The 13,633-nt window shown below is 70.8% G+C and carries 8 protein-coding genes; 1 reads left to right on the top strand and 7 read right to left on the bottom strand.

Annotated features, from left to right (window positions below; all coding sequences use genetic code 11):
• Positions 1 to 15: 15 nt before the first annotated feature.
• The 4 genes from pgsA to QJ852_12495 form a co-directional block, all read right to left on the bottom strand.
• The gene (gene pgsA, locus QJ852_12510; GenBank protein WGX99242.1) at positions 16 to 666 is read right to left on the bottom strand and encodes a CDP-diacylglycerol--glycerol-3-phosphate 3-phosphatidyltransferase; all 651 of its coding nucleotides are present in this window, start codon (positions 664 to 666) and stop codon (positions 16 to 18) included.
• The gene (rimO, locus tag QJ852_12505) at positions 666 to 2,114 is read right to left on the bottom strand and encodes a 30S ribosomal protein S12 methylthiotransferase RimO (GenBank protein WGX99241.1); all 1,449 of its coding nucleotides are present in this window, start codon (positions 2,112 to 2,114) and stop codon (positions 666 to 668) included. Before rimO ends, pgsA begins: the two co-directional genes overlap by 1 nt.
• Before the next feature lie 63 nt (positions 2,115 to 2,177).
• Entirely contained in the window at positions 2,178 to 3,830 is a 1,653-nt protein-coding gene (locus tag QJ852_12500) for a helix-turn-helix domain-containing protein (protein ID WGX99240.1), read from the bottom strand.
• A gap of 5 nt (positions 3,831 to 3,835) precedes the next feature.
• Positions 3,836 to 6,445, bottom strand: a complete 2,610-nt coding sequence (locus QJ852_12495) for a DNA translocase FtsK (GenBank protein WGX99239.1) — start codon at positions 6,443 to 6,445, stop codon at positions 3,836 to 3,838.
• 220 nt (positions 6,446 to 6,665) lie between these two features.
• Between QJ852_12495 and QJ852_12490 the strand changes: the two genes are divergently transcribed.
• Positions 6,666 to 9,884 carry a M4 family metallopeptidase gene (locus QJ852_12490; GenBank protein ID WGX99238.1) on the top strand — a complete coding sequence of 1,073 codons (3,219 nt, stop codon included), beginning with the start codon at positions 6,666 to 6,668 and terminating at the stop codon, positions 9,882 to 9,884.
• Between the two features lie 207 nt (positions 9,885 to 10,091).
• On the opposite strand, the gene QJ852_12485 is transcribed toward QJ852_12490, so the two are convergent.
• Genes QJ852_12485 through QJ852_12475 form a run of 3 tightly spaced genes read right to left on the bottom strand, consistent with a single transcriptional unit; the run spans position 10,092 to position 13,619 of the window.
• Positions 10,092 to 11,777, bottom strand: coding sequence for a ribonuclease J (locus QJ852_12485; GenBank protein ID WGX99237.1), 1,686 nt, complete (start codon positions 11,775 to 11,777; stop codon positions 10,092 to 10,094).
• The gene (dapA, locus tag QJ852_12480; GenBank protein WGX99236.1) at positions 11,777 to 12,664 is read right to left on the bottom strand and encodes a 4-hydroxy-tetrahydrodipicolinate synthase; all 888 of its coding nucleotides are present in this window, start codon (positions 12,662 to 12,664) and stop codon (positions 11,777 to 11,779) included. Before dapA ends, QJ852_12485 begins: the two co-directional genes overlap by 1 nt.
• 16 nt (positions 12,665 to 12,680) lie before the next feature.
• A complete protein-coding gene (locus tag QJ852_12475) occupies positions 12,681 to 13,619 on the bottom strand; it encodes an LLM class F420-dependent oxidoreductase (GenBank protein ID WGX99235.1) in 939 nt (312 codons plus the stop codon).
• Positions 13,620 to 13,633: the final 14 nt, after the last annotated feature.

Below are 13,633 nucleotides of genomic sequence, written 5' to 3'. Positions count from 1 at the left end.
CGGGCCAGGTCGCGGTCAGGCTGAGCGCGACGTCCGGATGTCGTGGCGCTGCTTCCAGACGTCACGGAAGAACTCATAGCCCGACCACAGGGTCAGCGCGAAGGCGACGAGCAGCAGTGCGATCGCGACGCCGTAGGTGATCTCGCCGGGCACGTCGAGCCAGCCCACCTCGTCACCGACCTCGAGCAGCGGCAGGGTGAGCAGGCCCAGGGCCAGCGCCTGGGCGGCGGTCTTCCACTTGCCGCTCTGGGCGGCCGCGATGACGACGGCCTTGAGGACCGAGAGCCGCAGCAGCGTCACGGCCCACTCGCGGACCAGGACCACGACCGTGATCGTCCACATCCACCAGGTGTCCATGATGATCGACAGACCGATGAAGGCCATGCCGGTGATCGCCTTGTCGGCGATCGGGTCGGCGATCTTGCCGAAGTCGGTCACCAGGTTCCGGGCCCGGGCGATGTCGCCGTCGATCTTGTCGGTGACCATGGCGACGAAGAAGATCCCCCACGCCACGGTCCGCCAGGTGATCGAGTCGCCGCCGTCGTGCAGCAGCACCCAGCCGTAGACCGGGACCAGGATGATCCGCAGCGTCGTCAGGGCGTTGGGGAGGTTCCAGTTGCTCGGCTTGGCCGCGGCCGGGGGCGTCCCTGCGCTGGTCCCGGTCATCACTGTCCTCCTGCCGGTTCGGCGATCAGGTCGACGCCGTCGGAGTCGACCACGACGGCCCGCAGGAGGTCGCCGACCCGCGCCCCCGGTACGCCGAGCACTCGGGTGGATCCGTCGACCTCGGGACCCTGCTGGGCGGCGCGTCCCTCGACGGTGCCGTCGCCGGTGCCGTCGGGGTCGACCTCCTCGACGAGCACCTCGACGGTGCTGCCGATCCGCTCCTCCGCACGCTCCGAGGTCAGCTCGGAGACCAGGTCGTTGAGGTGCTGCACCCGGGCGCGGATCTCGTCGTCGTCGAGCTTGCCGTCGAGGTTCGCGGCCTCGGTGCCGTCCTCGTCGGAGTACCCGAAGACACCGGTGACGTCCATCCGCGCGGCGACCAGGAAGTCGCACAGCGTCTGGAACTCCTCCTCGGTCTCTCCCGGGAATCCGACGATGACGTTGGAGCGGACGCCCGCCTCCGGCGCGAGCTCGCGCACCTGGGCGAGCAGCCCCAGGAAGCTCTCCGGGTCGCCGAAGCGGCGCATCCGGCGCAGCACCGTCGCGCTGGCGTGCTGGAAGGAAAGGTCGAAGTACGGCGCCACGCCGGGCGTGGTCGCGATCGCGCGGACCAGTCCCGGCCGGGTCTCGGCCGGCTGCAGGTAGGACACCCGGACCCGCTCGACGCCGTCGACCGCGACCAGCTCGGGCAGCAGCGTCTCGAGCAGGCCGAGGTCGCCGAGGTCCTTGCCGTAGGACGTGGAGTTCTCCGAGACCAGGAAGAGCTCCTTGACGCCCTGCCCGGCGAGCCAGTGGGCCTCCTGCAGCACGTCCGAGGGACGGCGGCTGACGAAGGACCCGCGGAACATGGGGATCGCGCAGAAGGTGCAGCGCCGGTCGCAGCCGCTCGCCAGCTTGAGCGGCGCCATCGGCCCGCCGTCGAGCCGCCGCCGGATCGCGGAGCGACCGGGGATGGCGATCTCGACGTCGGTGTCCGCCGCCGCGGGCGTCTCGACCGCGGCCTGGCGCTCCGCAGGGCTGATCGGGAGCAGCAGCCGACGGTCGCGCGGCGTGTGCGGATGCGGGCGCTCACCGGCGAGGATCGAGCGCAGCCGGCCGGAGATGTCCTGGTAGTCGTCGAAGCCCAGCACGGCGTCGGCCTCGGGCAGCGAGTCGGCCAGCTCCGCGCCGTACCGCTCGGCCAGGCACCCCACCGCGACGACCGCCTGCGGTCGTCCCGTCTCCTTCAGATCTGCCGCGGCGAGCAGGGTGTCGATCGAGTCCTTCTTGGCCGCGTCGACGAAGCCGCAGGTGTTGACCACGACGGTGTCGGCGTCCGCAGGATCCTCGACCAGCGCGAAGCCGTCGGCGGCGAGCCGGCCGGCCAGCTCCTCGGAGTCGACGTCGTTGCGTGCGCAGCCGAGGGTGAGGAGGGCCACCGAGACGGGGTTCGTGGATGTGCTGGTCATGTCCGGTCGAGGATACCGGCGAGCGTGGGCCGGCCGGCATTCCTCGGTGGTGTGATCGCGCCGTCAGGGCGCCACGAGGGTCTTGGAGACCTCGGCACCGGTCTCGCCCAGCGCCTGCGGCTGCCGCCCGCCGATCGCGTAGGTCACCGAGCCGTCGGAGGCCCAGATCCGCACCGGAGGCACCACCTTCAGCTCCGAGGTCTGCCCGAAGGCCAGGTTGCCGTCGAAGACGATCTCCCCCGCCGCGTCGCGGATGACCAACTGGGCTCCGCCACCGGCGGCGGTCAGCGTGAGCTTCACCGGGTCGCCCTTCGCCGCGGCGGCCTGGGAGATGCCGCCGCTCTGGTTCAGGACCGGCGTGTCGCCGACCGGCGCCGGCCCGCCCATGACCAGCTTGGCGACCGACCACACGAGCACCGCGCCCATCACCGCGGCGATGAGTACCGACCAGTTGCGGCCGCCGCGGGTGCTGCGGATCGCACCGCCCGCGCCGGTCGCCAGCTCGGACTCGAACACCCGCCGGGGGTCGACCGGAGCGTCGGCATAGGTCTCGTCGTACGACGCCACGAGCGGTCCGGCGTCGATGCCGAGCACGCGGGCGAGGGTGCGCAGGTGCCCGCGGGCGTAGAAGTCGCCGCCGCACGGGGCGAAGTCGTCGACCTCGATCGCCTCGATGACGTGGGGCCGGATCCGGGTGCGCTCGGAAAGCTGGTCGATCGTGAGGCGGAGCCGGTCGCGGGCGGCGGTCAGCTCCGGGCCGATCACGGGCTGCGCGGCCGGCCGCACGGCCAGGTCGTCGAGGACGACGGTGACCGAGCCGGTGTCGTCGGCGACCGGCCGCGGGGTCTCGACGATCGGGGTCTCGACGATCGGGGTCTCGACGATCGGGGCCCGGACCAGGGTCGGCCGGTCCAGCTCGACCCGTGCGGGCAGCACGGTGGGGCGCTCCGGAGCGGGCGGCTCGTCCTGCTCGTCGCCGTGGTCCTCGACCGCGGCGAACTCGTCGGTGCTCTCCGTGTCGGCGGCCAGGACGACCTCACCGGTGTCCTCGAGGTCGGAGGCGTCCGAGGCGTCGGAGGCAGGCTCGTCGGGCTCGCGCCGCCCGGTCAGGCCGGCGGCGACGCGGGCCGCGATCCCCCGACGCTCCTCGGGAGCGTCGGGCGCCTCGTCGGCGTACAGGTCGCTGAGCTTGGGCACCGACGCGGAGCGCTCGGGGACGTCGTCGGCCAGGTCCGGGACGACCTCGACCACGTCGGCACGGCCGTCGGCGAGCTCGGCCAGGACGTCGCTCAGCGAGCCGGGCTCGGCGCCGACCAGCCGGGTGGCGAGGGTGAGGGGGACGACGAGCTGCTGGTCGTCGTACCCGTCGACGAGGAGGTGCCCGTCGCGAACCAGGCCGCGGCGGGGCAGGTGCTCGAGGCAGTCGATCTCGGGCCAGGCGATCCCCCGCCAGGTCGCGCCCTGGCGCAGCCGGACACCGTGCTCGTCGGCGACCAGGAGCGGCGCCCGGCCGTCGACCAGCGCGGCGAGGTGGGCCAGGGTCACCAGCGCGAGGACGCCGAAGGTCACCCAGTCGAGGGTGGTGCCGCCGGTGAAGGCGCGCACCGCGAAGGCGACCGTGAGCAGCGCGGAGAACCCGCCGACCGAGGCGGACAGGGCGACATTGCGGCGGACCTCGATCCGCTGCGGGGACGACTGGCTCACGCTCTCGGTCATCTCGCTCACCCTTCGCCCTGGATGGTCATGATCACGGCGTCGATCTCGTCGGGCTTGACCAGCACGTCTCGGGCCTTGGATCCCTCGCTGGGACCGACGACTCCTCGGCTCTCGAGGATGTCCATCAGCCGGCCGGCCTTGGCGAAGCCCACCCGGAGCTTGCGCTGCAGCATCGAGGTGGACCCGAACTGGGTGGAGACCACCAGCTCGATCGCCTGGATCACCAGGTCCATGTCGTCGCCGATGTCGTCGTCGAGCACCTTGCTCGACGCCGCCGGCGCGGTGACATCCTCGCGGTAGCTCGGCTCGAGCTGGCCCTTGCAGTGCTTGACGACCTGGTGGATCTCGGGCTCGCTGACCCAGGAGCCCTGCACGCGGATCGGCTTGGAGGCGCCCATCGGCAGGAAGAGCCCGTCGCCCTGGCCGACGAGCTTCTCGGCGCCCGGGGTGTCGAGGATGACCCGGGAGTCGGCGAGGCTGGACGTCGCGAACGCCAGGCGGGACGGGACGTTGGCCTTGATCAGGCCGGTCACGACGTCGACCGACGGGCGCTGCGTGGCGAGCACCAGGTGGATGCCGGCCGCCCGGGCGAGCTGGGTGATCCGGACGATCGAGCCCTCGACGTCACGCGGGGCGACCATCATCAGGTCGGCGAGCTCGTCGACGATCACCAGCAGGTACGGGTACGGCGTGAGCGTGCGCTCGCTGCCCGGCGGGACCTCGACCTTGCCCTCGCGCACGGCCTTGTTGAAGTCGTTGATGTGCCGGAAGCCGAAGTTGGCCAGGTCGTCGTACCGCATGTCCATCTCGCGGCAGACCCACTCGAGTGCCTCGGCGGCCTTCTTGGGGTTGGTGATGATCGGCGTGATCAGGTGCGGCACGCCTTCGTAGGCGTTGAGCTCGACCCGCTTGGGGTCGACCATGATCATCCGCACCTCGTCGGGCGTGGAGCGCATGAGCACCGAGGTGATCATCGAGTTGATGAAGGACGACTTTCCCGAACCGGTCGCACCCGCGACGAGCAGGTGCGGCATCTTCGCCAGGTTGGCGACGACGAAGCCCCCCTCGACGTCCTTGCCCAGGCCGGAGATCAGCGGGTGGTGGTCGTTGCGGGCGATGCTCGAGCGCAGCACGTCGCCGAGGGACACGATCTCCTTGTCGGAGTTCGGGATCTCGACGCCGACCGCGGACTTGCCGGGGATCGGGCTGAGGATCATCACGTCCGAGGTGGCCACCGCGTAGGCGATGTTCTTCTGGATGTTGGTGATCTTCTCGACCTTGACGCCGGTGCCCAGCTCGATCTCGTAGCGGGTGACCGTCGGGCCTCGGGTGTAGCCGGTGACCTGGGCGTCGACGTTGAACTCGTCGAGCACCGTCTGCAGTCGGGCCACGACGTCGTCGCTGGCCTTGGAGCGGGCACGGTGCGGGTCGCCCGGCTTGAGGGCGGTCGCGTCGGGCAGCGTGTAGACGATGTCGCCGGACAGTGCCAGCTGCTCGACGCGCTGCGGCAGGTCGGCGTGCGGCGGCGGCTCCAGGTCGCCGGTCTCGTCGTCGGCAGCGGCGCCCTGCGCCAACCGGCGGGCGATGAGCGCGTTCGAGCCCGCCTCGGGGTCGAGCGGCTCGTCGTCGACGAGCGGGACGTCGATGGGCTCGCGCAGCTCCATCGACTCCTCGGCCGGGCTGGGCTCGTCCTTCTTGCGCCGCCGGCGCTTGGGCTCGGCGACGACGGGCGTGTCGTACGCCGGATCGCCCATCCGCTCGAAGGTGTCGTCGAGGTCGATGGCCTGGGTCGCGTCGTCGTCGGCACCGTGGTGCCGGCCGAGCAGCAGGTCGCCCAGCTCGCGCAGCCGGTCGGGCACGCGGTAGAGCGGCGTGGCGGTGATGACGAGGACACCGAAGAACGCCAGCAGGGCCAGCAGCGGGACGACGACGGCGGGCGCGCGGAGCAGGTCGAGCAGCAGCGCCGAGACGACGTACCCGACGGCTCCGCCGCCGTCGCGCAGCGGCGTCGTGTCGCCCTGCACGGGCTCCGGGCTGCCGTTCGCGATGTGCACGATGCCGAGCAGGCCGAAGGCGAAGGCGGTCCAGCCGATCACCTGACGCCCGGCGGGACCGTTGCCGACCGGGTCGCGCATGACCCGCCAGCCGGCGGCCAGCACGAGGAGCGGGACGAACCAGCCGATCTTGCCGACCGATCCGGACACCGCCGCGCGGGTGAAGTCCATGACGCCGCCGGGCACCTCGAACCAGACCGCGGCCGCGATGACGAGCGACACCGCGACGAGGAGCAGGCCGAAGCCGTCGCGGCGCTGCTCGGGCGCGATGTCCCGGGCGCCGTGCCCGACGCCCCGGCTGACGGCGCCGACGCCGTGGGCGAAGGCGAGCCACAGCGCGACCACTCCCCTGCCGAGCGCGGTGAAGGCGCGCAGCACCGGACCGGGCCCGCTGCGCACGGCACGCGGGGCAGGCCTCTTGGCCGCCGACTTCTTGGCCGGCGGGCGCTTCTTGGTGGTCGTACTCCGGGTACGCGAGCTGGCTGTCTTCTTCACGCCCGAGCGGGAGGAAGAGCTGGTCCTGCTGCGCGACCCCGGCGGGGAAGACGTACGGGTCGCCATGACACCAAACCTAGGCGATCGCCACTCCAGTCACACGGACCACACGGCGGTGTGTCGCCGGAGCCCGGGACGTTCTCCGGTGCCCCGGTCACGGTAAAGGAGAGTTTCCGCCAGACCTCTGGACCGGCCGTATTCCTGCGTCCTAGGGTGCCTGGCAGTGTTCGGAGCGGGCAACACTCGGACCCTGCCGACGACACGTTCTATCTCGAGGAGAACTTTCGTGAGACTCAACCTTCCCGATGCCCTGAGGAAGGGCGTCGGACTCTCGCTCGTCGGGGCGGCCCTGGTCGTCATCCCGTCGGCGCCGGTGACGGCGGCGCCGAACGACCCGTCCGTCGTCCAGCAGATGCGCGGCGAGGCCAGTGGTGACGTCGCGGTGACCATGTCCCCGGCCACCGACCGGCTCGGCTTCATCAGCGCGACCAAGGACCTCTACCCCTCCGAGCGATCGGGTACGACGAGGAGCGGCGCCCAATCGAAGGCGGACGCGTACGTCGCCAAGTACGCCCGCGCGTTCGGCGCGAGCGCCGCCGAGCTCGAGCAGAGCGCGGTCTCCAAGACCGAGGCGGGCTACACCGTCGACTTCGCCCAGCGTCACCAGGGCGTCCCCGTCTTCGGCGCCAAGCTGCGCGCCCAGGTCGACCTCGACGGCGACCTCGTGTCGGTGTCCGGGTACGTCGCGCCGAAGGTCGACGTGGACGTGACGCCTCGCATCGACGAGGCGAGCGCCGAGGCGAAGGCGATCAAGCTCGCCGCGCAGGCACCCGCCGGCGCGGAGGAGGATGCCGCGGTCAAGCCGAAGGCGAGCACCCTGACCGCCGAGGCCACCTTGATGGTCTACCGGATGGGTGCCATCCAGGGCATCGAGGGCCGCAATCTGCTGGCCTGGGTGGTCGAGGTGACCGACGGCAAGCAGACCCGCGAGACCAGCGTGCTCGACGCGATCACCGGCAAGCCGGTCAACCGGTACTCGATGATCGCGCACGCGCTCGATCGCGAGCTGCACGAGCAGTCGATCGAGAACGAGCCGGTGTGGGTCGAGGCGGACGCCCCGGACTGGCCCGAGGGCACCGGGGGCGCCACGCTGACCCAGGACCAGCAGAACGAGGTCCAGGGCACGGGCGAGGCGTACTGGCTCTTCATGAACTCCTTCGGTCGCGACTCCTGGGACGGCGCGGGCGGCAAGATGATCACGGTCAACAACGATCCGACCATCCAGTGCCCCAACGCCAACTGGAACGGGCGGTCGACCAACTACTGCACCGGCGTCTCCTCCGACGACACCGTCGCCCACGAGTGGGGCCACGCCTACACGGAGAAGACCTCCGGCCTGCTCTACCAGTGGCAGCCGGGTGCGATGAACGAGGCCTACTCCGACATCTGGGGCGAGACCGTCGACATGCTCAACGACCGCTTCAACGCGCCCGACGAGGAGACCCCCCGCACCGACGGCAAGTGCTCGGAGGGCACCCGCGGCGACATCACCGTCGTCGTCACGCCGGAAGCCCAGGTCGGCGAGTGCACCGCTGTCGCGGCTTCGTTCGGTCCGATCATCGACGACGTCACCGACGACCTCGTCGTCGGCACCGACGCGGTCGAGGAGGAGGAAGGCGAGGTCGTCGGCACCGACACCGACGGCTGCTCGCCGTTCGACAACGACACCGAGATCGCGGGCAAGTTCGTGTACGTCGACCGGGGCCTGTGCCCCTTCGCCGACAAGATCGCTCACGCGGAGGACGCCGACGCCGTCGGCATCGTCTTCGGCAACAACCAGCCGGGCGTCGCGTCGGTCGCCGGATTCTCCTCCCTCTACGGGGCGATGGTCACCCAGGCCGACGGTGCGGAGATCAAGGCCGCCGCGGGCCCGCTGAGCATCACGCTGACCGACGCCGAGGTGCCGGGCTCGCGCGATGCGAGCTTCCGCTGGCTGTCCGGTGAGGACGACCCCGCCTTCGGTGGCGCCATCCGCGACATGTGGAACCCGAACTGCTACGGCGACCCGGGCAAGGTGTCCGACGAGGAGTACTTCTGCGACACCGACGACAGCGGCGGGGTCCACACCAACTCCGGCGTCGTCAACCACACCTTCGCGCTGCTCGTCGACGGCGGCACCTTCAACGGCGTGACCGTCCCGGGCATCGGGCTGGACAAGGCGGCGCACCTGTTCTGGCGCACGCAGTCCGCCTACCTCACCCCGACCTCCGGCTTCGCCGAGCTGGCCGACGGCCTCGAGGCGTCCTGCGCGATCCTGACCGGCAACACCGCGTTGAAGAAGCTGACCCTCGGCAACAGCGCCACCGGCGGCAGTGCGGCCGACGAGGGCACCATCGCGCCCATCGCCGCCGCGGACTGTGCGGCGGTGACCCAGGCGATCGCCGCCACCGAGCTGCGCAAGGAGCCGGTGCAGTGCAACTTCAAGCCGATGTTCCACGCCGGCAGGGCCGGCTGCGGCGACGACACGGTCACCAAGGACCTGTGGACCGAGGGCTTCGAGTCGGGCATCCCGGCCGGCTGGACGCAGGACGTCGAGTACGCCGACTTCGGTCCTGACGGACACGGCTCCAAGCACTTCGACGCGACGACCACGAGGGACCTCCCCGTCGTGAGCAAGGGAGGCATGCAGCACAAGGGCGGCACGTCGGTGCTCTACTTCGACGACAAGGGGGACGCCGGCAACTTCGGCAGCTGCAACCTCGACGAGGACGACTACTCCTCGCGCGTGGGGATGTCGACGCCGGTCCTCACGGTGCCGGAGGGAGCGCTGCCGCGGCTCTCCTTCGACCACTACGTGGCCACCGAGGTCTCGTTCGACGGCGGCAACGTCAAGGTCAAGGTCAACGGCGCCCCGGAGTTCGAGCTGGTCCCGGACCGGGCCTGGCTCTACAACGCCCCCGGCGGCGAGCTCGACTCCGTGGCGGCCGGCAACACCAACCCGATGGCCGGCGAGCCGGCGTTCACCGGCGCCGACGGCGGACTCCCGACCGGACAGTGGGGCTACTCGGCCATCGACCTGTCGATGATCGCCAAGCCCGGTGACACCGTCCAGTTCCGCTTCGACTTCGGCATGGACGGCTGCAACGGCAACGACGGCTGGTACATCGACAACGTCGCGCTGAGCGTCTGCACCGCGCCGGTCCCGCCCGCCCCGGGCACCGCGACCGTCGCCCCGAAGGCGAGCGCCAAGAAGGGCATCGTCACGATCAAGATCAACACCGCCGGCGGGGTCATGCCCTCCGGCCCCGTGACGGTCGCGATCAAGGGCAGGACCTACACCGGCACCGTGGTCAACGGCGTCCTCAAGGTCAAGGCCAAGAAGCAGCTCAAGAAGCTGTGGCGGCAGGGCAAGCGCAAGGTCAAGGCGACCGTGAGCTACCCCGGCGACGCCAGGATCGCGCCGTTCTCCGGCAAGGTGACGATCAAGCTGAAGGGCAAGCAGTAGCAGTACGCAGGAGAGTGCATGGGTTCTCGGTGGATCGAGGGCTCATGCACTCTCGGCGTCTTTCAGCCTGGCCTCTGCTGATGCGGTTTGGGACCAAACCGCGACAATTCGGGCCAGTCGGATGCGGTCTGTGCCCAATCGCAACACGTTCTAGCCGGCCAGCGGGGCAGACGCGGCGCATGACCATGCATGCGCCGGGGCCACCGCCTACGCCTCGACGACCACCGGGATGATCATCGGCCGCCGCTTGTGGGTGTTGCTCACCCAGCGGCCGATGGTGCGGCGCACCGTCTGCTGCAGCTGATAGGTGTCGGTGCTGCCCTCGGTCAGCGAGCGGTTGACCGCGTCGATGATCGGCTGCTTGATCGACTCGAAGTCCGAGTCGGCCCAGGCGTGGCCGCGGGCATGGATCTCGGGGCCGGCGGAGACCTTGCCGGCGACCGAGTCGACCACGACGATGACCGAGATGAAGCCCTCCTCGCCGAGGATCCGCCGGTCCTTGAGCTCGGACTCGGTGACGTCGCCGACCGACTGCCCGTCGACGAAGACGTAGCCGCACTCGACCTTGCCGACCACCGAGGCGATGCCGTCGACGAGGTCGACGACCACGCCGTCCTCGGCGTAGACGACGTTCTCGACGCCGGTGGCCTTGGCCAGGTCGCCGTTGGCGAGCATGTGCCGCACCTCGCCGTGGACCGGCAGCACGTTGCGGGGCTTGACGATGTTGTAGCAGTAGAGCAGCTCGCCGGCGCTGGCGTGGCCGGAGACGTGGACCAGTGCGTTGCCCTTGTGGACGACGCGGGCGCCGAGTCGGGCCAGGCCGTTGATGACCCGGTAGACGGCGTTCTCGTTGCCGGGGATCAGGCTGGAGGCGAGGACGACGGTGTCGCCCTCCTCGAGGTGCACGAAGTTGTGGTTGCGCTGCGCGATCCGGGCCAGCGCGCTGAGCGGCTCGCCCTGCGAGCCGGTCGAGATGAGCACCTGCCGCTCGGGGGCGAGGTCGGCGAGCTCCTTGGCCTCGACCATCACGCCGGGCGGGACCTTGAGGTAGCCCAGATCGCGGGCGATGGCCATGTTGCGGACCATCGAGCGGCCGACGTACGCGACCTTGCGGTTGTGCTTGACGGCCGCGTCGAGCACCTGCTGGACGCGGTGCACGTGGGAGGCGAAGCAGGCGACGATGATCCGCTGGGTCGACTCGGCGAAGGCCTGCTCGAGCACCGGGGTGATCTTGCGCTCGGCGGTCGTGAAGCCGGGCACCTCGGCGTTGGTGGAGTCGGTGAGGAAGAGGTCGACGCCCTCCTCGCCCAGCCGTGCGAAGGCGCGCAGGTCGGTGATCCGGCCGTCGAGCGGGAGCTGGTCCATCTTGAAGTCGCCGGTGTGGAGCACCAGTCCGGCGCCGGTGCGGATGGCGACCGCCAGCGCGTCGGGGATGGAGTGGTTGACCGCGACGAACTCCAGGTCGAAGGGGCCGAACGAGATCTTGTCGCCCTCCTTGACCGTGTAGAAGGGCGTCTGGCGCAGCCGGTGCTCGCGCAGCTTGGAGTTGACCAGCGCGAGGGTCAGCTCGGAGCCGACGAGCGGGATGTCCTGTCGCTCCCGGAGCAGGTACGGCGTCGCGCCGATGTGGTCCTCGTGACCGTGGGTCAGCACCAGCGCCTCGACCTTGTCGAGTCGGTCCCGGATGGCCGCGAAGTCGGGGAGGATCAGGTCGACGCCGGGCTGGTGGTCGTCGGGGAAGAGCACGCCGCAGTCGACGATGAGCAGCCGGCCGTCGTACTCGAAGACGGTCATGTTGCGGCCGACCTCGCCGAGGCCGCCGAGCGGGATGACCCGCAGGCCGCCCTTGGGCAGCTTCGGGGGCGCGGACAGCTCGGGGTGCGGGTGCGACATCAGAGCAGCCCCGCCGCGGCGAGACCGGTGCGGAGGTCGGCGACCTCGGCGTCGTCGAGCGCCATCAGCGGCGGTCGCACGGTCCGGTTGTCGAGGACGCCGGCGAGCTGGAGGGCGGCCTTGGCCGTCGTCGCGCCGTAGTTGGACACGCCCATGATCGCCTCGAACGCCGGCACCAGGCCGGTGTGGATGCGCAGCGCTGCGGCGTGGTCGCCGGAGCGGAAGGCGTCGATCATGGTGCGCAGCTGAGTGCCGGCGACGTGGCCGACGACCGAGACCAGGCCGACCGCGCCGTAGGCGAGATAGCCGAGGGTGTTGACGTCGTCGCCGGAGTAGACGGCGTAGCCGAGGTCGACCAGCTGGGCGGTGCGCGCCAGGTCGCCCGTGGCCTCCTTGACCGCGATGACGGTGTCCCACTCCTGGGCGGCGGCGTAGGTCTCGAGCGCGATCTTGGTGCCGGTGCGGCCGGGGACGTCGTAGAGCATGACGGGCACGCCGGTCGCCTCGACGACGTGGCGGAAGTGGTTGAGCACGCCGGGCTGGCTGGGCTTGTTGTAGTAGGGCGTCACCAGCAGCAGTCCGTCGGCACCGACCTTCTCGGCCTGCTTGGCCAGCTCGACCGAGTGGCGGGTGTCGTTGGTGCCGACCCCGGCGACGACCTTGGCGCGGTCGCCGACGGCGTCCTTGACCGCGGCCAGCGTCTCGCCGTCCTCGGCCCCGGTGGTGGTCGGCGACTCGCCGGTCGTCCCGGACACGACGATGCCGTCGTTGCCGTTGTCGACGAGGTGCTTGGCGACCTTCTGCACCCCGTCCAGGTCGACGGAGCCGTTCTCGAGGAACGGCGTGACCATGGCGGTCAGCATCGTGCCGAAGGGTGCGGAAGTCATGACCCCCAGCCTATCGTCACAGGTGCGGTAGGACCTCAGCCGCCACGAGGCGGAGGTGGTCGAGATCACCCAGGTCGAGCACCTGGAGGTAGATCCGCTGGGCGCCGAGCATCTCGTAGCGCTTGATCTTGGCGACCACCTCGTCCGGCGTGCCCGCCAGCCCGTTCACGCGCAGCTCGTCGACCTCGCGGCCGATGGCTGCGGCCCGGCGGGCGAGCTCGGCCTCGTCCTGGCCGACGCAGACGACCAGCGCGTTGGACCAGGTGATCGTCGCGGGGTCGCGACCGATCTCCTCCGCGGCCGCGCGAACCCGGCCGAACTGCGCGGCGGTCGTCTCCTCGTCGACGAACGGCAGGTTGAACTCGTCGGCGTACGCCGCGGCGAGCGCCGGCGTCCGCCTCTTCCCGAGTCCGCCGATGAGCACCGGCGGCCCGCCGCGGTGGCCGGTGGCCTGGGCGGGCTTGGGCAGCGCCGGGCTGTCCTTCAGCTGGTAGTGGACGCCGTCGAAGTCGTACCGCTCACCGACCGGCGTGGTCCACAGCCCGGTGATCAGCGCGAGCTGCTCGGCGTACCGCTCGAAGCGCTCGCGGGTGTCGGGGAACGGGATGCCATAGGCCGTGTGCTCCTGGCTGAACCAGCCCGCCCCGAGGCCCAGCTCGATCCGCCCGCCGCTCATCTGGTCGACCTGGGCGACCTGGATCGCGAGCACGCCGGGATGCCGGAATGTCGCGCTGGTCATCAGTGTGCCGAGCCGGATGGTGCTGGTGTCGCGGGCGAGACCGGCGAGCGTGGTCCAGGCGTCGGTCGAGCCGGGCAACCCGTCGCCGCTCATGTGCAGGTAGTGGTCGCTGCGGAAGAACGCGCCGAAGCCGAGACGCTCGGCCTCCTGGGCGACGGCCAGCAGGTCGTCGTACGTCGCGCCCTGCTGCGGTTCGGTGAAGACACGGAGCTCCATGGCTCCTACCCTGC

Origin of the sequence: Nocardioides sp. L-11A (genome assembly GCA_029961745.1) — a bacterium.
Lineage (GTDB): Bacteria > Actinomycetota > Actinomycetes > Propionibacteriales > Nocardioidaceae > Nocardioides.
This window is presented reverse-complemented; position numbering and strand designations above follow the sequence as displayed.